Here is a 22,604-nt window from a genome sequence, read left to right on the forward strand (position 1 = left end):
GGGTGGACCCATGGCGAGGAACTATATTGGCGGCTTGATCGGCGGGGTTGCCGGAGGGCTGGTCCTCTACCTTGTCGGCTTCATCTTCTGGGGCACGCCGCTGTCCGCGCTGGCTTATTCCAGCATCGACGATGCGGGCAGCGCCTCGCTCCGCGCCGCTTTGGCGCAGACGCTGACGGCGTCGGGCACGGGCACCTACATCATCCCCAATCCGGCGACCGATCAGGGCACCGTATTGTTCGGACAGGGGCCGATCGCGACCGTCCACTTCAACACGTCAGGCTTTCCGGTGATCGACACCAGTTCGCTCGTCGCGGGGCTGTTCCTGGCGCTGTTCACCGGCGTGCTGATCGCCGCGGCACTCCGCGTGATCGCGCCGCGGGTGACGGACTTCCCGTCACGCGCGCGGGTGGCGGTGCTGTTCGCGCTGGCGATCAGCCTGTATCTCGATCTCGGCCAGCCAATCCTCAACCATTATGGGCCGGGCTATTTCATCTACACCTTCCTGGGCGATTTCCTCGGGCTCGCGGCTGCCGGGCTGGTGATCGCGCGCTTCTTCCTGCCGCGCGCCGCCGCATCGTCAGTCGAGCAGGTCTAGGAAGCGCGCGGCGGCGAGGAAGTCGGCGCGGCGGGCGGCGCGGGCGGCGGCGGCGAGGCTGTCCTCGCCCCAGCGCTCGACCTGCCAGAGCTCGTCCACATGCGTTGCATCGAAGGCGGTCTCGGCGCTGACCGCCCGCTCGGCCACGGCAAGCGCCGCGATGAGCGAGCCCGCAATCGTGACGAGCGGGGACAGGCCGGCGAGGACGAACGGATCCCGGACGCGGACCGCCTCGCTCAAGCGGGTGATCGTCGCTTCGGGTTGCGGGCGATGGATGATCCCGGTGGTCGGCGTGAAATGCACGTCGAAGCGGGTGCGTGCCCAATCGAGCAGCGGATCCCACGCCTCGGCCTGCGCAGCGACCAGCCCGGCGGGCGTATCGGCACGGTAGAGCAGCACGTCGCTCTCGCCATAAGCGGCAAGCCCGGCCGCGAAGGTCGCCGGATCGGGCGCCACACGGTCGATCGCGGCGTTGGCGAGGCCGGTGAGCGGCATCGCGCGAGGGTCCACCTCCGTCTCTTGCGCGTCCCATTCGTCGCGGATCGCCTCTGCCAATCGGGCCGACGGCACAGCCAGCGGCGCACGTGCCGGCGTTCGCACAGGGCGGCCATCGAGCAGGATGGCGCCGCCCTCTCCGACGGTCGCCGCTTTCCAGAAGCGCTTCATGGCTGCGGCGGCGTCCGCCACCGGCGGATCAGGATGCGGGGCAGCACGAGCGACTCGAAGAAGCCGAGCGCGAACAGCAGCCCGCCGACCAGCGCATTGCCGCCCTTGTCGAGCACGTCGCCATACCAGATCCACAAGCCGATCAGCATGATGAACACGCCCGACGCTTTGATCGCCGAGATGATGGTGAAGCGCACCCGGGCCAGCGCCGCCTGTTGCTCCAACGTCATGCCGTCACCCTCACATATGCAGCGCAGAGCGCGGGAAGCTCAGCCGGATCAATGACGATCGCGTCCGCGCCGGCGGCGAGCAGCTCTTCCGCCGGATGGCAGCCCCAGGCGACGCCGATCGCCGCCGCGCCCGCAGCCTTGGCCGCCTGCATGTCGTAACTGGTATCGCCGATCATGACCGTCGTCTCCGATGCGGCGCCTGCCTCCGCCATCGCTCCCAGCACCATCGCGGGATGCGGCTTGGAGGGATGGCGATCCGCCGTCTGGAGCGTGACGAAGCGTTCCCGGATGCCATGCCCGGCCAGGCACAGGCCGAGCCCGCGATCCGACTTGCCCGTCGCCACGCCGAGCAGCCAGCCGTCGCCCTCCAACGCCGCGAGGGCATGCGCGACGCCGTCGAACAACGGCTCCTCCACTAGACCCTCCTGCCGCAGTGCCCAGAAGGCGCGCTTGTAGCTGTCCGCCAGCTCGACATGATCGGGGTGGGCCGGGGCGAGCTGGGCTACCGCCTCGACCAGGCTGAGGCCGATGATCCTCCGCGTCTCCGCCCGGTCCGGCGCGGGGAGTGCGTGGGCGACGAAGGCGCGCTCCATCGCCGCACAGATCGTCGCGGCACTGTCCACCATGGTGCCGTCGCAGTCGAACAGAGCCAGCCGGTTCAAGCGACCACCTCCATCGCCGCGGCCAGTGCGGGCAGGTTCATGGCGATTGCACCCTCCCGGATCGCTGCGCGGTCCACGGCCGACTTGTTCTGACTCAGCTTCTCGGTCGTGCGGACATCGTCGACAGCCAGCTCGAAGCCCTCGATCGCGCGGAGGAGGCGCCGCTCGGCATCGGCACCCAGCTTCGACCGCGTCCACGGCCGGTCGCTCGCCAAGGGCTCGTGCGTCGCGGCGAGCCGATCCATCTGGGCGAGCATCGCAGCAGCGTCGAGCGGCGCGAGCACCCCCTCCAGCTCCACCGCGACGTAGTTCCACGTCGGCACCTGATCGGTCGGGTCGGCATACCAGCTGGGCGTCACATAGCCGTCCGCGGCGACCACGCTGGCCAGCGCACGCGCGCCCGCCAGATGGCGGTGGATGCGGTTGGCGCGCGCGACATGGAAGCGGAACGCCCGCGCCCCCGCGCGCGCCAGCGGCACATGCGCCACCATCGGGCCGTCGGCGGTCGCGACGAACAGGTGCGCGAAGCCGACACGCTCGACCAGCGCGAGCGCGGCATCGTCATCGGCCATGCGGAACCGCGGATCGGGATGGCTCACCCGCGCCCCCTGCCCCGCCGCTCTCCCCGGCGTTCCTTGCGCCGATCCTTGGCGGCAGCGGCGACCGCGCGGCGCTGCCCCTCCACCGTGTCGCGCGCCTTCACATCGTCGATGGGCAGATTGGCCAGAGCCGGATCGAAGCCGAGCGTGACGATGCTCTCCGCGAAATGCGCCGGCGGCTCGGCCGTCACGTCGAGCAGGTGCCCCTCGGGATGCTCCACCCGCAGGCGGCGGGCGTGGAGATGCATCTTGCGGCTGATGCCACCCGTCAGGAACGCCTCCTGCCCGCCATATTTACCGTCGCCGACGATCGGATGCCCGATCGCTGCCATGTGGACGCGCAGCTGGTGGGTGCGGCCGGTATGCGGCTGAAGCTCGACCCAGGCGGCGCGGTTACCGACGCGATCGATCACGCGGTAGCGCGTGCGCGCGGCGGCGCCCTCCTTCTCGTCGACATACATCTTCTCGCCGCCGGTGCCCGGCTGCTTGGCGATGGGCAGCTCGATCATGCCGTCGTCGATCGACGGCACGCCGACCACCAGCGCCCAATAGACCTTCCGCGCGGTGCGGCTGGAAAAGGTCTTGGCGAAATGGCCGGCGGCATTGGCGGACCGCGCGAGCAGCAGCACGCCCGACGTATCCTTGTCGAGCCGGTGGACGAGCTTGGGCCGCCCCTCCGCCTCGAAGCGGAGCGCGTCGAGCAGGCCGTCGACGTGCCGGTCCGTCTTGGTGCCGCCCTGCGTGGCGAGGCCGGGCGGCTTGTTCAGCACGATTGCGGCGCGATCACGATGGATCACCATGCTCTGCGCCAGCTCCGCATCCTCCGGGCTGACCGGCCTGGGCGCGCGCGCGGCCTTGGGCTTGGGCTCGGCCGGCGGCTCATCGGGCGGCACGCGGATCGCCTGCCCCACCTCGATCCGATCGCCGGGCGCAACGCGCGCGCCATCCAGCCGCAGCTGCCCGGTACGTGCCCAGCGCGCGACCAGCGCGAAGCTGATGTCAGGCAGATGCCGCTTGAACCAGCGATCCAGCCGGATGCCGCCATCCTCCTCGGCGACGACGAAGGTGCGAACCTCGTTCATACGCTGCGCGCCATCCACAGGCCGACCGGCAGCAGCAGGATCGTGCCGACCACCGATGCGACGCTGTAGCCGAGCGCGGAAAGCGGCGCGTCGCGCCACAGCGTCACCGCATCCAGGGCGAAGGCGGAGAAGGTGGTGAAGCCGCCGAGCACGCCGACGCCGAGAAACAGGCGCGCGCCCTCCCCGCCATCACCGCGCGCAAGGCTGCCGACGAGCAGACCCATGAGCAGACCGCCCGACAGGTTCACCGCCAGCGTGCCCCAGGGAAAGCCGGTGCCGGTCACGGCCGCGAGCAGCCGGCCGACGAGATAGCGCGCGCCCGCGCCGAGCGCGCCGCCGCTCATGACAAGGAATAAGGATGGCATTCTGCGCTATGTAGCGAGGCGGGCACCAATTCGCCAGCACGCCCGCATGCGGGCGTCAGCCGCCGCCGCTCACCACGATGTTGACGGCGCTGCCGCCCCGCTGCGGCGTGATCGCGACATAAGCGGCGGCGCCATCCGGCCGCTCCCCGGCCACCACCTCGTCACCCCCGCGACGGACATGGCCCGCGGCATAGCCCGCCGCCCGGGTGCGCGCGAGATAGAAGGCGACCAGGGTCGGCGCAGGCGCCGCGCTGGCATAGCTGACGACGCGCGTGCCGCAGCCCGGTGCATCGTTGCCGGCCGCCTCGTCCACCGCGGCATCACGGAACAGCGGCACGCCCGCCGGCAGCCGGTTCGCCCACACCTGGCTGTAGGCAAGGCCCGCATAGCAGCCGGCAGCGCCCTCCCCGCCATGCTGCTCCGCCATCTCGCCGAGCGTCGGACGCTCATTGCAGGCAGCTTCGGCCGCGGGTTCCGCGGCAGGCGGGATCGGCGCCTGGGGCAGCGAATCGGGGCTGCGGAGGGCATGATCGTTGGCATGCTGGGCAAGCGCCGGATCGACCATGATCTGGTCCTCCAGCGCGGCGGTGAGCGCAGGATCGGTCTGGTTCGCCGCATTGCCGATCAGCTCGCTGTCGAGCGCGTCGACTTCCTCGGCCTTGCGACCGCATCCGCCGAGCGCAAGCGCCACCGCAAGGGCGAGCAGGGATCGCGAGATATGGGGCGCAGCCATCGATGCTGCCCTAGCGCCGCGATGGTTAAGGATGCGTTCGTCAGCTCGCGAGCAGACGGTAGAGGATCATCACCAGCCCGACCAACGAGATGATGAACACGATCGAGCGAACCACCGGCACGCCCGCCGCATAGAGCGGCAGATAGATCACCCGTCCCCAGAACCAGATATGCGCACCCAGCGCGGTCGTCCCGTCCAGCCGGTTCGCCACCGTCGCGGCGAGCACCGCGCCGATGAAGATGGGCAGCGTCTCATAATAATTGGCCTGCGCGCGCATCAGCCGGCCGACCAGCGGCTGCGGGGCTGGCAACACCTCGTCCCGCGCGCCGGTGTTCCACTTGGCGCCATATTGCCGCGTCTTGAAATGACCGGCGACGAAGATGTGGACGAGCGCCAGCACCAGTGCCCATCCGAGCAGAACGAGTTCGATCCGCATGCCTGTCCTCCCCTGATTTCCCGAGGCGTAGCAAAGCGTTCGCCGGTGTCCAGCCGACCGGCTGCCGACGGTCAGCACCCATTCATCGCGTGTGGCGTTAAGCTCTTGGCAAGAGACAGGAGATTCGCACCATGTTGATGTTGCGCAAGCTCGCGCTGGGCGGTCTAGCCGCCGCGGCGGCGGCATTGGGTGGCTGCACCGATTACGGCTACGGCTATGGCGGCGTGAACGTCGGCTATGGTGCGCCCGGCTATTATGACGATTACGCTTATGGCTATGGTCCGGCTTATGGCCGGCTTGGCTATGGCTGGTATGACGGCTTCTATTATCCGGGCACCGGCTATTACGTCTATGATCGCGGTGGTCGGCGCTCGCGCTGGAATGACGGCCAGCGACGTTACTGGGAGAGCCGGCGCCAGGCCTTCGCCAACGACCCCGCCCGCCGTGCCTTCCGCCAGGATCGATACCAAGCCCGTGGCGACTTCCGCCGCGAGCGGCGCGACGACCGGCGCGCACTCCGGTCCGGCACGGTGACGCCCGAGGCATTCCGTGCCGACCGGCAGGCCGATCGCCAGGCGTTCCGCGCGCAACGCCAGGCCGCCCGCGAGGCCTTCCGCGCGCAGCGCCCCGCCGGCGCCCAGCCCAGCTTCCGCGGCTATCGCGGCGGCGACGGCCAGCGGGGGTTTCGCGGCGGCGCCGGCGGTGGCGGCCAGCGCATGTTCCGCGGTGGCGGCGGTGGCGGGCGATCGCGCGGGCCGCAGCAGTAAGCGACCGGTGGACTAGCGCGCCGGCACGCGCCGCGCCGGCGGCAGCGCGTTGCAGATGTCGAGCGCGCCCGCCGGGCGAATGAAGAAGCTGTCCTTGCGATTGGCCCGAGTGGTCAGCCAGGCGTCGAGATCGGGCGTGCCCGCACGCATGATCTCGACGGCCGGGCGCTCCTTGGCCGGCAGATCGGCTGCAAGCCGCACCCGGGTCACCCCGATCCGCTGCGCCGGCTGCTCGTAGAAGCCCAGCGCGCCGGTCCCGCGCGGCAATGCGGCGAGATGCTCCATGCCCTCCACCACGCGCCCGACCACCGCGATGTTGCGGTCGAGATGGCGCGGCGCCTGGCCGATCACCGCGTAGAGCTCGGCGCCGCTGCCTGTATCGGGCGCCTCGTTGCGGCCGACGCCGACCATCCCGTAGCAATGCGGCAGCCACGCCGCGCCACCCTCTACGGCAACCGGCCAGGTGCCGACATGGCCGACCTGCCGGGCAAAGACATCGCGGTAAGGCATCGGCCTGAAGTCGAGCCCGGCCAGAGGCCGCTCATAGGCCATCGCGACGGGTAGCTTGAGCGTGGGTGGCAGCGGCTTCTTCTCGGTCGCATCGCCCCACTGCACGACATAATTGTCCTGCACGCGGTTGATGCTCGTGCCATCCCACCACCGCGCCATGGCGAGCGCGCGGATGTTGCGGACGTGGGCTGGCGCGAAGTCGGGCGCCAGCGCGATCAGCACGGTCGCCCCATTTGCGAGATCCATGACCAGCAACGCATCGTCAGGCACCCGCGCCCAGGCGGATGCAGGCGCCGCCGCCACGATCTCGGCGGAGCTGCGCGCCGGCGCGGGAGCAGCCGCGGGCTGGGCGGCGGCCTGGAAAGCCAGCAATGCGGCGAGCGGGAGAGCGACGCTGTTCATGCGCATCGTCTGCCATGTCACGACGCCTTGCGGAAGCCGCGCGGCTCTTCTAGGGGATCGCGCTTCCAGCGATATGCGGAGCGGTGGCCGAGTGGTCGAAGGCGCTCGCCTGGAAAGTGAGTATACGGCAAAACCGTATCGAGGGTTCGAATCCCTCCCGCTCCGCCACTTACGCCCGTGCTGCCGATAGCCCGCTGACGAGCGGCAAACTCAGATTTCCAGCCAGCTTCAGAGGAACGGCGTGCGCCGCGCCGGGGCGCGCTCTCAGCGATACAATTTAGGGCTGGCGGAGAGGGTGGGACACTCAACATCCGGCATAAGAAATAACTAGATCAACATCTTAGATGTAACCGTGACACTCTCTTTGTAGCTATTTTTGTAGCACGAGAGCGCCCAGCAGGCGGACTGGCGTGAGAGGGCATGCGTGCTTATGCCTCACCCATGCGGATAAAGAGCATAGCCAGCCACCTGCGTCCCTACGTGATGCTCGCGAGGCGGCGAACCACGATCAACCATGCATTCGCCGCAGCCGTCGCCCCATTCGATACCTACGACGAAGTGACTGTCGCTAGGGCCATGTTGGTGTTGGGAATGGATCCCGGTCGCGATCTCGACTGCGCCTACTGCGGCGAGCCCGCCGAAACGTGGGATCACATTCACGCGACGGTGCGAAACAGCCGGTTCAGCGGGTATGGGCATCGGCTCGGCAACCTGCTTCCCTGTTGCAAGCCGTGCAATTCCAAAAAGGGGAGCAAGGCGTGGGATGCGCATCTTCGCTCCCTACCGATGGCGGACGATCTTCGAGCCGAGCGGGAAAGCGCGATAGCTGCGTTCATTGATCTGTATGGGTATCCCGAATTCACCGAGACGGACACACCGGATCATCAGCGGATTGAGGCAATCCGCCTACAAGTGCTTGACCTTCTCACCGAAGGAGACGCGATCGCAGCCCGTATTAGAAATGCCTCAAAGTAACCGGAAGGTCCTTTGGGAACAGTTATTTAGGACAAGTACCTATCTCTTAACTACTACGATATTCACACCTTCGCCTACCAGCCACGACGAGCAGATGACGTCCCCACCCGCGCTCATCTACGGATGCTCACGGGAAAAGTGGTGCTCGAAACTCGTCGCCCTCTTCACAGGCAGCCCCGAACGCGTGGCACAATGCCCCCTTTGCTACCACCGCCGCCCCATAAGGCGACCTCTGTGCCTCCCCTAGCGCTCGGCGATAACCTTGCGAGCGTGAACTGCGTTTTGACATACACTGAGCGTCCGGCCGCAAATGCGCTGGCATTCACGTCATGGTGCCAAAGCGCACTGACGACGCACAGGGTAAGATCATCTGGGCTCTTCTCGGACGCCCCTTCCCAAAACGGCTGCCCGTGCATGATCGCCAGCAAGCCCTCTGTAGCCGGATCAATTGGAGGAGCGTCGTACTTAGAGGGCGATTGTGCCAGCAAGGCGACGGCGAGCAATATCAAAGCCATGTTACAGGCCCGCCCCAGCCCGCGACACCAAGGGAGCATATTGCAGCTCGCAGAACGCCAGATTAGATGAAATCAGGACGACGCGATTGCCACTGGGCTTGTCGGCCCACATTCTTCGCTGGACCGATCCGCCCTCGTACTCGACGGGTTCGTCATACTTTGCCGTCAGATCACGCTGTAACTCACGGCACGCAGCATCATCGTGTTGGGACATGGTGACGCGGGTGAGACCGGTGCCATCGAACCAGTAGCTGACCGCGAACTTGAAACTACCTGCCGCGTAGTCGCCGACCACCTCCCGCGTGGCGTCCCCTTGCGCCGAGGCGTCACCTTCTCCCTTCCGCGCCATGCCGTTGCTGACGGTAATGACCTGGGTGGGGGTCATCCCCCATTTCGTAAACTGCCAGTGCGCCTGTGCCGGAACCGAAGCTGATACGGCAGCAACGGCGATGAGCCACTTCTTCATGCGTCCCCCAAATGCGTCCAAATGCATTCCATGGTCTACATGGTCAGCAAGGCCGGTCCAACACCGATGTAGACCATGAGCTGTCGTCCCAAGAGCGACATTATGATCGAAGCTCACCGATGGACATTCGGCTGCGCTTCGGGAGGAACGTGAAGGCGTTGCGCAAGGCGACCGGACTGTCGCAGGACGAGTTTGCAGATAGGGCGTCGATCCACAGAACGTACATGAGTGGAATTGAGCGGGGTAAGCGCGCACCGACGATCATCGTCGTCGAGCAACTGGCGCTGGCCCTCGGCGTGCAACCGGGTGCGCTGTTCGCTGACGACAACAGCCCGCCAGACCAGGCTTGAAGGTCAGCGTGGCAATCATCCGCTCCCAAGTGGTACCTTGGCCGTTGCACCGGACCTCAGGCCGCACCGAGCACCCTGCTGCCCACCCACAGCATCTCACCGCTTTCGAGCGGTTTCGAGCAGCGAACCCTGACTTTCTCCAGCGCCTCGCTTCGGATGCGGAGCACCGCACCCGTCAGCTTGCCCGGCTTGGTATTCTTCCGCGGAGCGAGCAGCGCGATCACGTTCGCAAGCTGCTCCGCGACCGCAAGCTACACCGGCTCTACGCCTACCACGCCCTTCGCCAATCCCGGCGGCTGAAAAACGCCACTCCCGAGACCGTCATGGAGCTGGCAACCAATTTCAACGCCTTTGCGCCCGTTCGTCACGAGCCATTTGCCCTGCGGCTGGTTTACAAGGGCAATGGCAGACGTTGGGTCCACGATTTCGGACCACGCCGCCGGATGCACCAGAAGCTGGTGGCTGACATCCTGCGGCAGATACATCCTCCCCGGCGAGCGCAGACGCTGTTCAACGGGGGGATGCCGGTGGCCAGGATGGCCATCGCGGCGGCCTATCGCGACGGTGGCTTCACTCACGGCGTGGAGGTCGACATCGTTCGCTTCTACGACAGCGTGCGGCACCCCGCGTTGGCCGATCTCCTGCGGCCGTTGCCGACGCCTGTCGTCGAGCACGTGGTCTGGGACGTCGCAATGCGTGATGATCCTAGTCCCTACGCCGTGATTGGCACCATGCCTGCCCCTACCCCCAGCGTGTTGACGGGGCTTTCTCTGGGTTCCGCTACGTCTCCCATCGTGGGTGAAAAGATCGTGGCCGAGTTGCTGGCGCGAGCCGGTGAGACGGAGACGATCACCTATGCCGACAATCTGTTCGTCATGGGACGCTCACACGGCGAGGTGTTAGCGCGCATAGACCGCATCAGGGAAAGCGTGACCTCATGGTCCGACGTCGGCTCGCTGGGGCTTAGGGAGGGCGCGTCGTTCGGGTACGATCTCACCCAACCGTTCGAGTTTTTGCGGCAGGAAGGGGTGGCCACCGGACATGGATTGGAATGGAGGCCGGGCGCGGAGCAACGGGCGCGATACCAACTCGGCGATAGCGAACAACACTTGACCGCCGAGCAGATCGCGGCGGCGGAACAGCGGGTCCGCCACTGGCGGCGATCATACGGAGACTGGCCCGAAGGCGATGCGCAGGAAGCCATCTATCTTGCCGAACTCGCGGCACGTCGCTTCTACAACGACGGTAACGCATCTAACCGCACCGCCGCGGTCCATGCGGTGATCGTTGCATGGCTGGCAACCGGCCAAGACCGCGACTGGTGGGAACTCCTGCCGGATGGCGGCAACGCGTCAGACAACAGGCGCAGAGCGCTGGTGGAGGAACTGCGACGTTGGATCGCTGCCGCCTTAGCTGGCACATCAGTCGCAGCGTAGCCACCGACCCGAGCGGCTACGACCTGTATTCTATTGCAATGCGCATAGCGTCGGCGCGGGATAACTCGATCATGCTGATCTCCCGCGCCCAATCGGCAGAGGCCCCCGCGACGGCGAGCAGCTCCCTCCATCGCGCCGGATGTCGGAAGCGACGATGCAGGCAGAAATGACATCCCTGGCAAACAGCTCGCACCTTCATGGGACGGAAGTAAATCTCAGCGTGGAGGTGCAGCCGCTGCCCGCGATTGCAGATCGTGCACGATGAAGGCCGGACAAGCCAGCCTCGCACCTCCGCGAGACGCACTCGTTGCCACGCCGCAACCCGCTCATATCCGGTTGCCCCATTATATGGACCGGGGATTGCCCACCCCCAACGTGGCAACTGTGCTCCCGCAGCAATCTCGTGGGATACGCGCAGTTCCAACGCAACATCTGGCGGCATCACAACCGCCGGAGTAGCCGTCTCACTACCCATCCAGCGAAGCCTGTATGTCGGCGACCTTCCAACGCAGTTCGCAAGCCCTAATGTCGATCCGGGCGACAAACGCGGCGGTAGCGTCCGGCGAAGGCATCGTGGACAAACCTTCCAAGGCTACGGCGTGGAGGTTGTCGAGCATGGCGGTTGGATCGGAAAACAAGTTTGTCACCGCGTTCATGCAGATGCATCTTCTGCAAGCAGCCGATACACGGATGCCCGTCCGACGTTCAGCTTCGCGGCTATTTCCGACGCTCCAAGCCCAGCGGCCCGCAGATCGCGCATTTGCGCCAGCTTGGCGCGCGCAGTAGGTGCGCGGCCACGATAGCGACCATCCGCCTTCGCCTTGGCGATGCCAGCACGTTGCCTCTCCAGCATGGTGGTGCGCTCCCACTCTGCGACGGCACCGAACATAGTCAGAAGCATTCGGCCGGTCGGAGACTTCGTGTCCACCTCGGACCCGCCGAAGTCGAGAACCCGCAACGATACGCCCTTTCGCTCTAGCAGGGCGACGATGCCGAGCAGGTCTGTCGTGGACCGGGCAAGCCGATCCAACCGGGTGACCACCAGCGTGTCACCCTCACGAACGAAATCGAGCGCAGCGTCGAGTTCTTCGCGGACGGCAACGGATGACACTCGCTCTGCGAACAGGCGGTTGCAACCCGTTGCAAGAAGCTTCGCCTCCTGCGCCTCGAAACCGGCGACCTGTTCCGCCGTGCTCGTCCTGACATAGCCGATCTGCATCGAGCCTTACTCCATCCGTTCCCGGCAGCCTAGCCGAGCGGTGATCGACGTCCAGAACGGAGTGAGAACGACGCGGGCCATCGTGACGGTCTCACCCGCGTCTCACGGGGCCTTGGAAGCAGCGAGAAGGCGTCTCACTGACCCGAGTTGCACCGATGTGAGACATCAGCGCAGCCTTCGCATCGGTCTCATTGGGGCAAGGCGTTGTGATACCCTACGCCACCACGAGCGGCTGCCTTCAAGAGGCAGCGGTACAAGTTAAGCCGATTGACGTCGAACTGCCTGGCTGCAATTCAGCGCTGGGAGAATGTGATGTTCAGCAGCGAGCAGAATGAACGCTTGATCCGCGACGTTCGCACTGGGAGGTATAGCCTCCTTGTGGGCGCAGGTGCCAGCTACGGAGGGTTCAATCGGGATGGCATCCCACTTCCTCTAGGAGGAACGTACGCGGCGGAGCTTGCCGATCACAAAAAAGTGCCGACCAGCACTCCTCTCCAGCGTGTGTTCGCTCTTCTCGGAGAAGACGAAAGGCAAACTTTGGTCATTGACCGATTTAGCGGCTGTACACCTAGCGACGCGTTAAAGGCTCTACCCTCATTCGTTTGGAAGCGGGTATTCTCACTCAACATCGATGATGCGCTCCAAGCTGCATATGAGACACCCAAGCGCTTACAGGACCAGATTACGCGAAATTACCGAGACGCTTATGAGGATGACCCAAGTCTCGCGTCGGTTCCAATCATCCATTTGCATGGCTGGGTCGGAAAAGCGGAGGATGGATTTATCTTCTCCAGAGATGAGTACCTCCGACAGTTACATCATCATAACCCTTGGATGGTTGTTCTCGCAGAGAGCCTACCTGTTGACCCTTTCATCATCATGGGGACAGCACTCGACGAGTTCGACCTGGAATACTACATGTCCATGCGCACTCCCACAACAGCCAGACCAGATCGCGGTCCGTCGATCTTGGTTACAACGAGCGATAACGCTATAACGCGGCATGACTGTGCGAAATACGGGCTCGAACTGTTCCTGGGAACGTCGACGGATTTTATGTTGGCTCTAAATAGATTAGTAGCTGATCGACCAACGCCCATCGGGTTAATACCTGAGACCTCAAGGGCGCTGTTTCCAGCTACCCTCTCTGCAAAGGATCTAGCTACCTTTGCTACTGATTTCACCCGCGTTCCGTCTGCCGCGGAGCCTAACATCGATGACCCGAGCTTTCTTCTTGGACGCGCCCCCTCTTGGAGCGACCTTGTATCGCAGCTTGATGTTGCACGCGAGCAGACCAGTGCAATTGTAACTCTCGTCCAAAATCTTCTAGTTGCAGAGAAAGATCGCCCATCTCTCGTTTATTTGAAAGATGATCCCGGTGGAGGAAAGACGACAATCCTCCGCCGACTGGCTTTTGAATTTTCGAGATTGAGCGTTCCCGTTTTGATATGCTCGGCGCTTGGCCGAATAGAGCCAAAGTTCACGGCATCAATGATCGATCTGATCGATGGCCCATTGGTGATTATCGTTGATAACTTCGCGGATCAGGTTCATTCGATTGCTGATACGATCCAGATACTAGAAAAGACTGATCTAGTGTTTGTAGCGGCTGAACGCGTGTACCGGGATCGTTACATCATGCAGGCACTTCACGGTGTGTCTGTCACTCGGCGTAACGGTCTACGCCTCGTACAACGTGAAACTGATGCGCTTTTTCAAAACTACTCGGATGCAGGCTTCCTCGGTGACCGCAGCGCTCCTCGCGATATAGATCGTTTTTCAGGCGCGCTAACTTCAGAGCCGATAGCTGTAGCATGCTGCCGGATTATGAATGATTTTCGGCCGCTCGATGGCATTATTCGCAGCTTACTTGAGCAGCATAACTCAACCGAAAAGAAGCGCTACCTCATCGCTGCTCTCGCACAATTTTGTATCAATGGGGGTCTCCGTGAAAGCATTCTTGTCTCAGCCTCTGGGGCAATCGGTCTCACGAACCAACTTCGAAGCAGTCACCACCTTCCACTGGCTGTAACCGAAGAGGTCGGTGGCAGCAGGTTTATCGCACCCCTGAATGCCACCATCGGACAGCGCGCGCTAACGATTGTGGCTACTGATAACATAGAGCTCCTGTTAGACGTCTTTATCGCTCTTGCTAACAGCATTGCGCCACGTGTGAACCGGGCTGCGATCCGGCGACGCTCACCGGAGGCGCGTTTAGCAGGGCGACTTTTTGACTTCGACGAAGTGGCTGAAAAGTTTCTAGGGCCATCCGCACGGAAGTTCTATGCGGCTGTTCAAGAGAGGTTTAAATGGAACTCTCGGTACTGGGAGCAGGTTGCACTGCTCCATCTTGCACAGTTTCAAGCTAAGCAGCCCTCGTCCGAGGGATGGGAGCAGCTGGACCTCGCGGTTCGTCACGCGAGGCACGCAGTCGTGGTTGAGAGACACCCTTTGACACTAACGACTTTAGGGAAGGTGCTGCTCGCGCAAATGGCTGCTCCTGAAGGTTCTGCTCCGGCCTCATTCACGGACGCGTTCCGAGAATTGGACGACGCTATCATCCTTGAGCAGCGATGGCTTCGGTCAAACGCGCAGCCCTATGTCGTGCTATTTAGGGGTACACGAGACTATTTGAGCATGGGCCTCAGGCTCAGCAGCTCGCAGATAAACAAGCTCAATGAGCATGCGAAGTACGCTCGCAGCACCTTCTCAGACGATGACGATCTGATGAGGCTTATCACCGATGCTGAAGCAGCAAGTAGGTAAGCATCGTGGATCGACATGGGAGAAGCCTCGTTTAGATGAGGTACCCTTTTATGCTCGAGGGGTCCCAGTTCTCGTAATCAAACGAACCTCTTTATGTCGTGCCAGTACGCAGTCCATCCGGCTTGGGGGGCGTCAATAAAGCGGTGACGAAAGGGCTGACGGCGGACGGCTCGTCACTCGAGTGACGTAGCACTCTCCAGTCGTCAGTCAAGTTAACTGGAGCGGGATCATCGAGTATCCGTGTGACGTGCCACTCCAAAGGGCTTTATCTGCCAACATCAAGGCATGGTAATGCACTTATCCTCCTGCTTTACGTTTTGAGCTGAAATAATCAGTCGCTGCTCGATAAGCTGACGATCTTTAATCTCGCATTCCCAAATCGTAAGTACTCGCCATCCGAGTGCGATCAGCGCAACTTCATGTTGTGCGTCTCGTCTGACAGTCGCTTCGAACTTAGCTAACCAAAATGTCTCCCGAGTTTTGGGTGTGGTGGCTCTCGAGCAACCTTTATGCCGATGCCAGAAGCAGCCATGAACGAAAATCGCAACTTTGTGCCGAGGCAGCACTAGGTCGGGCGTACCCGGAAGATCACGACGATGCAGGCGGAAACGGAGCCCGAGCCGATGTGCGATCTTGCGAACCTGCACCTCTGGGCCGGTGTTTGCGCCCTTAACACGACCCATGTTGGCGCTTCGAGCTTCCGGGCTCAGATGGTCTGCCATGCAGGCTCCTTACCAGTTGGCGGCGAAAAGGTAGTCTGGCAAAGTGGCGCATGGCTGTAGCACCGATAAGCCGGGTTCATCCTGGTCACCCCGATCATAATGTGCTGGCGGCATTGGCCGCGGACATCTGGCAGAGGGTTCCAGATCGCCTCGACGTAGAGCTCGGTGAGCGTGCTCTTGACGCGGTAGAATTCGTGCTTGATCCAGTCAGAACCGGGCGGACCCGCTTAAGTGAGCTCGACAATGTTGAGAAGACCTTTGTGGGTTTGAAGATCGAGCATTTCATTCGAGATCTTCTTGATGCGCCAAAGGGGGTGCGCGATCTCGTGCTTGGTGGCTATGACGTTGATGTGAAGAACACCGTGGGCGACAGTTGGTGCTGGATGATCCCTCCGGAGACGATCCGAGAGCAGGGGCCTTGCCTGCTTATCGCGTCAAATGAGCATCAGCGGCGAAGTTGGATGGGTCTAATTCTCGCTCGTGCCGAGTACCTCGGCGCGCCCAATAGAGATATGAAGCGACGCATTAACTCCAATGCGTTCAGCAATATCTTGTGGCTTGCGAACGGCGTCGAGTGGCCGCCAAACCGTTGGACAGGGCTGGATATGGTGCGCTTTCGCCAGCTTAGGAAATTAAAGGTAAGCGGCGCACACAGGGCGGCAGCCTTTTTCAGCGAGAACCTCGGACGCCCTATTCATCGCCGAGTAGTTATGGCTCTCTTGCATGATCAACTTGACCCGATGAAAAGGCTGCGTGGAAATGCTGGGGCAAAGGACATCCTAAAGCCGCAAGGGATAGCTTTGCTTTCTGGCAACTACTTCAACCCAGTGCTCCAGCAATTAGGGTTGCCTCGGATTGGAAATGACGAACATATGGCGGTCAAGGCGAGTACGCCGAAACAGATCGGAGTTCTTCGAGCGGTAGGTCAGCTCTAGGAGGTGTCGTAAGGCGTCGGGCTTTTCTATGCGGCTACTTTTGACTGAACTTCGTTCAACAGATCGCGAACAACCTGTGCGATTGCGCTTGCAAGAGCCGGTGGCACTGCATTTCCTATCTGTTTAGCAATCTCTGTCTTGCTACCGACGAATACAAAGTCATCTGGGAAGCCCATCAGTCTCGCCGCTTCTCGATGCGTAATCGGACGATGCTGCTCAGGATGCAGATAGCGCCCCTTCTCCGGCTTGAAGAACTCCGTGCGGATAGTAACCGAGGGACGATGCCACCACAGACGACCAAACAAGTCGGTTCCTCCCGACTTCTTTCTGATCCAACACTGAGGTGTGATCTCTGGAGCAACCCGTTGCAAGTCAAAGCGGTTGCCTCCGGCAGGCACCGCCTTATACCGTGCAACGCTCTTTGCGGTTGGGTTCCGACCAAAATGCAGGTTGAAGGGGGAGGCTATGGAGCGCGGCTCGGTCCCGACTGGAGCAGGAAGGTCACCGATGGCGTCCCTCACTGTTCTCCAAGCGGGGAGGTTCGACCGACGGTCCGGCGAAGCATGTGTAGGCAGAGGAGGAAAGACGGGGCTTGATGCCCCTGCCGAACGCCAGCCCAGAATGACGGTTCGCTTGCGGGTCTGAGGCGCTCCATAATCTGCTGCCTGCAGCACACCGCTAACCGTCTCGAAGCCGAGGTCGCGGGCTCGCATGGTGATTAATTCGTGCTCTGGAGAGCCGCGTAGCTCTGCCACATTCTCGATAACGAAGACCCTTGCGCCGCTCTGCTCAACCACATCCATAAATGGCTGCCACAAGGCACGACGCGCATCGCCGTCACGGCGCTTGTTCAGCAGGCTGAACCCCTGGCATGGTGGTCCACCGATAACAACATCAGCAACGGGGACCGAACCGCCATCCCTGATCCATGCGTCGATGTCAGTGCATGAGACATGACCACCGAAGTTGGCCGCAAACGTCTTCGTCGCTGCCAAATCGTTATCTACGGACCATACGCTCTCGAACCCTCCACCGAAGCGCGGATCGGTGAAGCCAAGGGTCATACCGCCCGCACCGGCGAAGAGGTCGATTATGCGAAATGACATGCCTGCTCCGTTGGCACGGTATGAAACAGCCCGAAGAACGCTGCAACGCTTATCCGCCTTCTCCAAACCAAGCAATTATGTTCCGCCTATGTTCTCGTCAAGCAAGTTCGAAAAAGCAGTTGCCTTCCGGAAGTGCGGAGGCAATCTGCAGTTTACAGCGCTTTCGCAAGCCATTCTGTTCTAAAGGGCGATCCTGCGCCAGTTTACAAGCAAGTGCCGCAGAAATCCGCGAAATTCACCAGCTTGGGAAGCTACCGCTGCGCCTCGAACTCGGCCGTCACCTCATACCTCGGCAAAAGCTCGATCTCTCTCCGCATCGCCGCTGGCGATACGTCTCCGTATCCTTCGCCCTCGGTTCGCGGCGCATGGCCTTGGATGCGGTCTCTAACCTCCGGGTCCATCCGGACGTTGCGGCTTACCGTCTTAAAACGATGCCGCCAGCCGTGATTGGGTTGTACGTTGGGATCAGCGACACCGATCTCTCGCACCCAATGGGCAAGGTACTCGCCTACCTTCTTCGAGTGGGGATTTCCCTCCGATCCTCCGCGCTGCCGTCCCGGATTGAAGAAGAGGTAGCTTGGGTTCGCCGCTGCCACGTCAAGGAAGCCTTGGTCTATCAAATGTGGATGGAGGGCCACCGTGCGAGCCATCGACGTTTTTATCCTCCCGGCCTCCGGCGTGATGTGGATCGTCCAAACGCCGTCAACCTCGACGACATCCTTGCCGCGAAGCTGAGTGATCTCGTTCACCCGCGCCCCGGTATAGGCGCATAGCCACGGTACCCAGCGCCGCGCCAGTGCACGTTCAGGCGAGAGGCGAGGCGGCGGCGGCGTGAGCGTTGCAGCAAGGATCGTCCTCGCCTCGTCATTGTTCAGCCCGCGCTCGCGCTGGTGGACGCGCTTTGCCCCTCGGACACGTGCGGTAGATGCGGGATTTGTAGCCAGCCTACGGTTCTCTACCGCCCAGCGGAACGTGGTTTTCAACGCCGAGAGGTAAGTCTCACCAACAGTCTTAGCGCTCAACCCTGTACCGCACTTGCCAGCCTTGTGCAGCAAATGATCCTTCCACGCGATAACGTCTTCCGGCGTGACCTTGGTCGCATCGTCATGGCCGGAGAATGCCACGAAGGCGGACAGTTGCCGCCGCCATGCCTTCACCGTCGCTGGCGCGGGTTCCCGCTCGCGTGCATAGCCGTCGAACAAAGCGAGGATGGAGATCGGCGTCTGGGAATGACGTTCCCGCTGGCGCTCCTCATCAAGCCGATAACGCTCGGGAGAGAAAGTCTCGTCTAGCACTCGAACCGGATCGCCATTGACCTCCTGTTGGAAGCGTTGGGCCGCCTCGATCTGCCCTCGGCTCACCAGCTTCGTCAGCCGCCGGTGCAACGGGTTGCCAGCCGCGATCCGCCATCTGAACCGCTCGGTCAACGTTTCGACGATCCAATCGGTCATCATCACGTTTTCGCCGCCTATGCGAGCCCCGCCAGCAGCGCTCCGTGCAAGCGCCTCATAATCTCGCGTCAGCGCACCAGCGCGCTGCTCATCGTCGACGGTATCCGCCTCCTGAGCCAACCTGCCGACGCGCTCGGCTAACCATTCCCGAACGCCTTCCTCAATCTCCTGAACGCTAGGTTCGTGCGTCCGTTCGAGCACTTCGGTCGGCGACCGGACGCCGGTAGCGGCCGACAACAAATTTTCGAACTTTGCCAGCTCACGAAAGAGCAGGTGTCGTGCTTCCGCGAGGCTCCCTGTGCCAAGTGATGTTTGAACCTCCCGACGCCCGCCGAATGCGCCGCGCGCGCGCTCAGGTACGCCACGCCGAAACACGAGCTGCTCTCCTCTACGGTAGAGGTAACGATGCCCCTTCACACGCCGCAAGACCTGCCCCTTTTGTAGCAGATTTTATGGCAAGCATTCCCGCAGAAACACTGCAAATCAAGGCCTTTGAGCCATCTCAGCAGCTTGACGAGGAATTGGCGGAGAGGGTGGGATTCGAACCCACGGTACCCGTGAAGGCACAACGGTTTTCGAGACCGTCCCAATCGACCACTCTGGCACCTCTCCGCAAGGTCGGCGCGCGGCGTCGGGGACGCCGGGTCAGGGGGGCGCTCCTAGCCAAGCTTTTGCGACTTGCCAAGGGCGCTTGTCCAACTCGGGCGATGCCCTAAATTGATGGCATGACCGAGACCCACGCCACCCCCCGCCGTGCCCTGGCCGAGCCTGCCCTCGCGGCGCCGGCGATCGCGCATGCGCGCTTCGCCATCGGCGATGTGGTCCGCCATCGTCACTTCGCATTCCGCGGCGTGATCTTCGACGTGGATCCCGTTTTTGCGAACACGGACGAATGGTATGAGGCCATTCCGCTCGACATGCGGCCGCGCAAGGACCAGCCCTTCTACCACCTGCTCGCGGAAAACGCCGAATCGAGCTACGTCGCCTATGTCAGCCAGCAGAATCTGGAGCATGACGAGAGTGACGAGCCGGTCGATCATCCGGCGCTGGGCGGGCTGTTCGACGGCTATGCCGACGGGCGCTACGCCCTCCGGCGCGAGCATCGCCACTGATCGGCGGGGCGCCCCTTAACAGGGCGCCCCACGGCCGGATCAGCCTGCGAGGGCCTTTTTCAGCAGATCGTTGACGACGGCCGGGTTCGCCTTGCCGCCCATCGCCTTCATCGTCTGCCCGACGAAGAAGCCGAACAATTTGTCCTTGCCGCCGCGATAATCGGCGACCTTGTCGGCATTGGCGGCCATGACCTTGGCGATCTCCGCCTCGATCGCGCCGGTGTCGCTGGTCTGCTTGAGGCCGCGATCCTCGACGATCTTCGCGGGATCGTCGCCGGTTTCCAGCATGATCTCGAACACCTGCTTGGCGAGCGTGCCGGACAGCGTGCCGTCCGCCACCAGCGCAAGCAGCTCGGCCCCCTGCCCTGCGCTGACCGGTGAATCCTCGATGTCCCGGCCGAGGCGGTTCAGCGCGCCGAACAGGTCGGAGACGAACCAGTTGGACGCGGCCTTGGCCACCTCGGGCTCGGGCTTGCCCTGCCGCGCGGCAGCCTCGGCCAGCAGGGTCTCGAACCAGCGGGCGTTGGCCACATCGGCGAGGATCACCTCGGCATTGCCCGGCGCGAGGCCGAGTACGTCGCGGTAGCGCGTGGCCTTTACGTCAGGCAGCTCGGGTAGCGACGCGCGGCATTCCTCGAGGAACAGGTCGTCCAATTCCAGTGGCAGCAGGTCCGGATCGGGGAAATAGCGGTAATCGTGCGCATCCTCCTTGGAGCGCATCGACCGTGTCTCGCCCTTGTCCGGATCGAACAGGCGCGTTTCCTGAACGATGCTGCCGCCCGCCTCCAGCACATCGATCTGGCGACGCGCCTCGCCCTCGATCGCCTGCATGACGAAGCGGACCGAGTTGACGTTCTTCGTCTCGGTGCGCGTGCCGAACGGGTCGCCGGGCTTGCGGACGGAGACGTTGACGTCCGCGCGCATGGAGCCTTCCTCCATATTGCCGTCGCACGAGCCGACGTAGCGGAGGATGGCGCGCAGCTTGCGCAGATAGGCGCCGGCCTCCGCTGGCGAGCGCATGTCGGGGCGGCTGACGATCTCCATCAGTGCGACGCCCGAGCGATTGAGATCGACGTAGGAGCGCGTCGGATGCTGATCGTGCATCAGCTTGCCGGCATCCTGCTCGACATGGATGCGCTCGATGCCGATCACCTTGTCGCCCGCATCGGTCTGGATGGCGAGCGACCCTTCGCCGACGATCGGGTGATAGAGCTGGCTGATCTGATAACCCTGCGGCAGATCGGCATAGAAGTAGTTCTTGCGATCGAACCGGCTCCAGCGGTTGATCTGCGCGTCGATCGCCATGCCGGTGCGGACCGCCTGCCGGATGCACTCGCGGTTGGGCACGGGCAGCATCCCCGGCATCGCCGCATCGACCAGGCTGACATTGGCGTTCGGCTCCGCCCCGAAGGCGGTGGAGGCGCCGGAGAACAGCTTGGCGTTGGAGGTGATCTGGGCGTGGACCTCAAGCCCGATGACGACCTCCCACGCGCCGGTGGCGCCTTCGATACGGTAAGGGGCGGGGCTGGCGTCGGGCATGATCTCGGGTCCGCTAGATTGGCAACACATCCCCTCTACACAAGCAAGCGGCCCGCGACAGCAGGGTTGAGTGATTGCGCGCACATCGGAGGCGGCCGCACGCGCTAGAGACAGGGGCGCAACGAGGGAGGATCACCGTGGCTAAGACGCAGACGATCAGCACGGCCAAGACGATCAAGGATGTCGACAAGGCGCTCGCCTCAGCCACGAAAGCCGTCTCGATGCTCGGCATCAAGATCGCGTTCCGCAAGCCCGACATGAACAAGCTCGCTTTGGCGATGAAGGATGACGAGGAGGCCGAGGTGCAGCTGATCGAGGACGGCCCGAACATCAAGGTCGCGATCGCGGCGGGCAACTACAAGAGCGTGCTCGGCATCCACAATGTGCTGGCCGAGAAGGATCTGGAGAAGCTCGCCGCGACGCTGCGCAGCCTGCAGAAGCAGGGGTTCGGCTCGTTCAAGAAGGAGCTGGCCGAGGTCGAGAAGAAGCTGAAGGGCCCCGACCAGAAGGTGGTCGACAAGCTGGACAAGGAAGCCGGTGCGCTCCGCAAGGTGATCGCGGCGCTCCAAGCGGAACGTGCCGCCATGGCCAAGATGGGCTTTCAGGACATCATGAAGGACAGCAAGCGCAAGAAGGAGTTCGAAGCGCACCTGAAAAAGGAGATGGCGTTCGAGAGCGTGGAATTCCTGCGCGACATCAACAAGGACGCCGAATATCTCAAGAAGACCTATATCGGCGACAAGGCGACCAACCAGATCAACATCAACAGCGCGACCGTGAAGAAGATCATGGCGGGCGCACATCCGAAGATCGCGGGCCCCGAGATCATCAAGCTGCTCGATGGTGACAATGTGCCTCGCTACCGCAAGTCGGTCACGGACGCGCTCGATGCCACGATGAAGGCGAAACAGGTGGATCTGGACAAGCTGAACAAGGCGCTCGGCCAAGCCCTGAACAGCTGA

Annotated in this window: 24 protein-coding genes and 2 tRNA genes; 10 read left to right on the forward strand and 16 right to left on the reverse strand. The window is 62.9% G+C overall.

Annotation, left to right across the window (positions count from 1 at the left end; all coding sequences use genetic code 11):
* The first annotated feature begins 10 nt into the window (after nt 1–10).
* Nucleotides 11–598: a hypothetical protein gene (locus BM360_RS03450; RefSeq protein WP_093310753.1), complete on the forward strand. Its 588-nt coding sequence runs from the start codon at nt 11–13 to the stop codon at nt 596–598.
* Here the strand turns inward: BM360_RS03450 and BM360_RS03455 are convergent.
* The 8 genes from BM360_RS03455 to BM360_RS03490 are packed head-to-tail and all read right to left on the reverse strand — an operon-like array spanning nt 581 to nt 5,371.
* Nucleotides 581–1,264, reverse strand: coding sequence for an ATP12 family chaperone protein (locus tag BM360_RS03455; RefSeq protein ID WP_093313694.1), 684 nt, complete (start codon nt 1,262–1,264; stop codon nt 581–583). The two genes, BM360_RS03450 and BM360_RS03455, sit on opposite strands and share 18 nt — an antisense overlap.
* Entirely contained in the window at nt 1,261–1,494 is a 234-nt protein-coding gene (locus tag BM360_RS03460; protein ID WP_093310756.1) for a hypothetical protein, read from the reverse strand. The genes BM360_RS03455 and BM360_RS03460 overlap by 4 nt, the downstream gene beginning before the upstream one ends.
* Nucleotides 1,491–2,156 carry an HAD-IA family hydrolase gene (locus tag BM360_RS03465; RefSeq protein ID WP_093310758.1) on the reverse strand — a complete coding sequence of 222 codons (666 nt, stop codon included), beginning with the start codon at nt 2,154–2,156 and terminating at the stop codon, nt 1,491–1,493. The genes BM360_RS03460 and BM360_RS03465 overlap by 4 nt, the downstream gene beginning before the upstream one ends.
* The gene (locus tag BM360_RS03470) at nt 2,153–2,755 is read right to left on the reverse strand and encodes an FMN-binding negative transcriptional regulator (RefSeq protein WP_131819169.1); all 603 of its coding nucleotides are present in this window, start codon (nt 2,753–2,755) and stop codon (nt 2,153–2,155) included. The genes BM360_RS03465 and BM360_RS03470 overlap by 4 nt, the downstream gene beginning before the upstream one ends.
* On the reverse strand, nt 2,752–3,837 hold the full coding sequence (locus BM360_RS03475; protein ID WP_093310763.1) for an RluA family pseudouridine synthase: 1,086 nt from the start codon (nt 3,835–3,837) through the stop codon (nt 2,752–2,754). Before BM360_RS03475 ends, BM360_RS03470 begins: the two co-directional genes overlap by 4 nt.
* A complete protein-coding gene (locus BM360_RS03480; RefSeq protein WP_165611190.1) occupies nt 3,834–4,202 on the reverse strand; it encodes a fluoride efflux transporter FluC in 369 nt (122 codons plus the stop codon). The genes BM360_RS03475 and BM360_RS03480 overlap by 4 nt, the downstream gene beginning before the upstream one ends.
* A 55-nt stretch (nt 4,203–4,257) precedes the next feature.
* Nucleotides 4,258–4,935 (reverse strand): hypothetical protein, encoded by a 678-nt coding sequence (locus tag BM360_RS03485; protein ID WP_093310768.1) that lies wholly within the window; start codon nt 4,933–4,935, stop codon nt 4,258–4,260.
* A 40-nt stretch (nt 4,936–4,975) separates the two neighbouring features.
* Nucleotides 4,976–5,371 (reverse strand): MAPEG family protein, encoded by a 396-nt coding sequence (locus BM360_RS03490; RefSeq protein ID WP_093310771.1) that lies wholly within the window; start codon nt 5,369–5,371, stop codon nt 4,976–4,978.
* 131 nt (nt 5,372–5,502) lie between these two features.
* Here BM360_RS03490 and BM360_RS19845 point away from each other — a divergent pair, with 131 nt between their 5' ends.
* A complete protein-coding gene (locus tag BM360_RS19845) occupies nt 5,503–6,138 on the forward strand; it encodes a hypothetical protein (protein ID WP_242653300.1) in 636 nt (211 codons plus the stop codon).
* A gap of 12 nt (nt 6,139–6,150) precedes the next feature.
* Here the strand turns inward: BM360_RS19845 and BM360_RS03500 are convergent, their stop codons facing one another.
* Complete coding sequence (locus BM360_RS03500) at nt 6,151–7,056, reverse strand: peptidylprolyl isomerase (RefSeq protein ID WP_093310774.1); 906 nt, start codon at nt 7,054–7,056, stop codon at nt 6,151–6,153.
* Between the two features lie 71 nt (nt 7,057–7,127).
* Here BM360_RS03500 and BM360_RS03505 point away from each other — a divergent pair.
* Nucleotides 7,128–7,218 (forward strand) — tRNA-Ser (locus BM360_RS03505).
* 252 nt (nt 7,219–7,470) lie between these two features.
* Nucleotides 7,471–8,025 (forward strand): HNH endonuclease signature motif containing protein, encoded by a 555-nt coding sequence (locus tag BM360_RS03510; RefSeq protein WP_131819170.1) that lies wholly within the window; start codon nt 7,471–7,473, stop codon nt 8,023–8,025.
* Nucleotides 8,026–8,541: 516 nt separating this feature from the next.
* Here BM360_RS03510 and BM360_RS03515 read toward each other — a convergent pair.
* Nucleotides 8,542–9,006, reverse strand: a complete 465-nt coding sequence (locus tag BM360_RS03515) for a hypothetical protein (protein WP_093310779.1) — start codon at nt 9,004–9,006, stop codon at nt 8,542–8,544.
* 119 nt (nt 9,007–9,125) lie between these two features.
* Here BM360_RS03515 and BM360_RS03520 point away from each other — a divergent pair, with 119 nt between their 5' ends.
* Nucleotides 9,126–9,356 (forward strand): helix-turn-helix domain-containing protein, encoded by a 231-nt coding sequence (locus tag BM360_RS03520; RefSeq protein ID WP_093310782.1) that lies wholly within the window; start codon nt 9,126–9,128, stop codon nt 9,354–9,356.
* A gap of 8 nt (nt 9,357–9,364) precedes the next feature.
* A complete protein-coding gene (locus tag BM360_RS03525; RefSeq protein ID WP_131819171.1) occupies nt 9,365–10,792 on the forward strand; it encodes an RNA-dependent RNA polymerase family protein in 1,428 nt (475 codons plus the stop codon).
* 652 nt (nt 10,793–11,444) lie between these two features.
* Here the strand turns inward: BM360_RS03525 and BM360_RS03535 are convergent.
* Nucleotides 11,445–12,011, reverse strand: a complete 567-nt coding sequence (locus tag BM360_RS03535; RefSeq protein WP_093310789.1) for a recombinase family protein — start codon at nt 12,009–12,011, stop codon at nt 11,445–11,447.
* Between the two features lie 312 nt (nt 12,012–12,323).
* On the opposite strand from BM360_RS03535, the gene BM360_RS03540 reads away from it, so the two are divergent.
* Nucleotides 12,324–14,777, forward strand: a complete 2,454-nt coding sequence (locus tag BM360_RS03540) for a P-loop NTPase (protein ID WP_131819172.1) — start codon at nt 12,324–12,326, stop codon at nt 14,775–14,777.
* A 278-nt stretch (nt 14,778–15,055) separates the two neighbouring features.
* On the opposite strand, the gene BM360_RS03545 is transcribed toward BM360_RS03540, so the two are convergent.
* Nucleotides 15,056–15,499 (reverse strand): very short patch repair endonuclease, encoded by a 444-nt coding sequence (locus tag BM360_RS03545; RefSeq protein ID WP_093310795.1) that lies wholly within the window; start codon nt 15,497–15,499, stop codon nt 15,056–15,058.
* 50 nt (nt 15,500–15,549) lie between these two features.
* On the opposite strand from BM360_RS03545, the gene BM360_RS03550 reads away from it, so the two are divergent.
* Complete coding sequence (locus BM360_RS03550; protein WP_093310798.1) at nt 15,550–16,434, forward strand: NaeI family type II restriction endonuclease; 885 nt, start codon at nt 15,550–15,552, stop codon at nt 16,432–16,434.
* Between the two features lie 26 nt (nt 16,435–16,460).
* Here the strand turns inward: BM360_RS03550 and BM360_RS03555 are convergent, their stop codons facing one another.
* The 3 genes from BM360_RS03555 to BM360_RS03565 form a co-directional block, all read right to left on the reverse strand.
* The gene (locus BM360_RS03555) at nt 16,461–17,540 is read right to left on the reverse strand and encodes a DNA cytosine methyltransferase (RefSeq protein ID WP_093310802.1); all 1,080 of its coding nucleotides are present in this window, start codon (nt 17,538–17,540) and stop codon (nt 16,461–16,463) included.
* A 251-nt stretch (nt 17,541–17,791) separates the two neighbouring features.
* Nucleotides 17,792–19,408 carry a DUF6538 domain-containing protein gene (locus tag BM360_RS03560; protein WP_242653398.1) on the reverse strand — a complete coding sequence of 539 codons (1,617 nt, stop codon included), beginning with the start codon at nt 19,406–19,408 and terminating at the stop codon, nt 17,792–17,794.
* 105 nt (nt 19,409–19,513) lie between these two features.
* Nucleotides 19,514–19,603, reverse strand: a tRNA-Ser gene (locus BM360_RS03565).
* A gap of 113 nt (nt 19,604–19,716) precedes the next feature.
* Between BM360_RS03565 and hspQ the strand changes: the two genes are divergently transcribed.
* Nucleotides 19,717–20,103: a heat shock protein HspQ gene (gene hspQ, locus BM360_RS03570; RefSeq protein ID WP_093310807.1), complete on the forward strand. Its 387-nt coding sequence runs from the start codon at nt 19,717–19,719 to the stop codon at nt 20,101–20,103.
* Nucleotides 20,104–20,142: 39 nt separating this feature from the next.
* Here hspQ and gatB read toward each other — a convergent pair whose 3' ends face one another.
* On the reverse strand, nt 20,143–21,642 hold the full coding sequence (gene gatB / locus BM360_RS03575; RefSeq protein ID WP_093310811.1) for an Asp-tRNA(Asn)/Glu-tRNA(Gln) amidotransferase subunit GatB: 1,500 nt from the start codon (nt 21,640–21,642) through the stop codon (nt 20,143–20,145).
* Nucleotides 21,643–21,779: 137 nt separating this feature from the next.
* On the opposite strand from gatB, the gene BM360_RS03580 reads away from it, so the two are divergent.
* Nucleotides 21,780–22,604, forward strand: coding sequence for a regulator of G-protein signaling domain-containing protein (locus tag BM360_RS03580; protein WP_093310813.1), 825 nt, complete (start codon nt 21,780–21,782; stop codon nt 22,602–22,604).

Origin of the sequence: Sphingomonas jatrophae (assembly GCF_900113315.1) — a bacterium.
Lineage (GTDB): Bacteria > Pseudomonadota > Alphaproteobacteria > Sphingomonadales > Sphingomonadaceae > Sphingomonas_P > Sphingomonas_P jatrophae.

Excerpts from the sequence above, each read along its gene's own strand:
- BM360_RS03450 (WP_093310753.1), top strand. The coding sequence starts at position 11 with ATGGCGAGGAACTATATTGGCGGCTTGATCGGCGGGGTTGCCGGAGGG.
- BM360_RS03455 (WP_093313694.1), bottom strand. The coding sequence starts at position 1,264 with ATGAAGCGCTTCTGGAAAGCGGCGACCGTCGGAGAGGGCGGCGCCATC.
- BM360_RS03460 (WP_093310756.1), bottom strand. The coding sequence starts at position 1,494 with ATGACGTTGGAGCAACAGGCGGCGCTGGCCCGGGTGCGCTTCACCATC.
- BM360_RS03475 (WP_093310763.1), bottom strand. The coding sequence starts at position 3,837 with ATGAACGAGGTTCGCACCTTCGTCGTCGCCGAGGAGGATGGCGGCATC.
- BM360_RS03480 (WP_165611190.1), bottom strand. The coding sequence starts at position 4,202 with ATGCCATCCTTATTCCTTGTCATGAGCGGCGGCGCGCTCGGCGCGGGC.
- BM360_RS03485 (WP_093310768.1), bottom strand. The coding sequence starts at position 4,935 with ATGGCTGCGCCCCATATCTCGCGATCCCTGCTCGCCCTTGCGGTGGCG.
- BM360_RS03490 (WP_093310771.1), bottom strand. The coding sequence starts at position 5,371 with ATGCGGATCGAACTCGTTCTGCTCGGATGGGCACTGGTGCTGGCGCTC.
- BM360_RS19845 (WP_242653300.1), top strand. The coding sequence starts at position 5,503 with ATGTTGATGTTGCGCAAGCTCGCGCTGGGCGGTCTAGCCGCCGCGGCG.
- BM360_RS03500 (WP_093310774.1), bottom strand. The coding sequence starts at position 7,056 with ATGCGCATGAACAGCGTCGCTCTCCCGCTCGCCGCATTGCTGGCTTTC.
- BM360_RS03510 (WP_131819170.1), top strand. The coding sequence starts at position 7,471 with ATGCGTGCTTATGCCTCACCCATGCGGATAAAGAGCATAGCCAGCCAC.
- BM360_RS03515 (WP_093310779.1), bottom strand. The coding sequence starts at position 9,006 with ATGAAGAAGTGGCTCATCGCCGTTGCTGCCGTATCAGCTTCGGTTCCG.
- BM360_RS03520 (WP_093310782.1), top strand. The coding sequence starts at position 9,126 with ATGGACATTCGGCTGCGCTTCGGGAGGAACGTGAAGGCGTTGCGCAAG.
- BM360_RS03535 (WP_093310789.1), bottom strand. The coding sequence starts at position 12,011 with ATGCAGATCGGCTATGTCAGGACGAGCACGGCGGAACAGGTCGCCGGT.
- BM360_RS03540 (WP_131819172.1), top strand. The coding sequence starts at position 12,324 with ATGTTCAGCAGCGAGCAGAATGAACGCTTGATCCGCGACGTTCGCACT.
- BM360_RS03545 (WP_093310795.1), bottom strand. The coding sequence starts at position 15,499 with ATGGCAGACCATCTGAGCCCGGAAGCTCGAAGCGCCAACATGGGTCGT.
- BM360_RS03550 (WP_093310798.1), top strand. The coding sequence starts at position 15,550 with ATGGCTGTAGCACCGATAAGCCGGGTTCATCCTGGTCACCCCGATCAT.
- BM360_RS03555 (WP_093310802.1), bottom strand. The coding sequence starts at position 17,540 with ATGTCATTTCGCATAATCGACCTCTTCGCCGGTGCGGGCGGTATGACC.
- hspQ (WP_093310807.1), top strand. The coding sequence starts at position 19,717 with ATGACCGAGACCCACGCCACCCCCCGCCGTGCCCTGGCCGAGCCTGCC.
- gatB (WP_093310811.1), bottom strand. The coding sequence starts at position 21,642 with ATGCCCGACGCCAGCCCCGCCCCTTACCGTATCGAAGGCGCCACCGGC.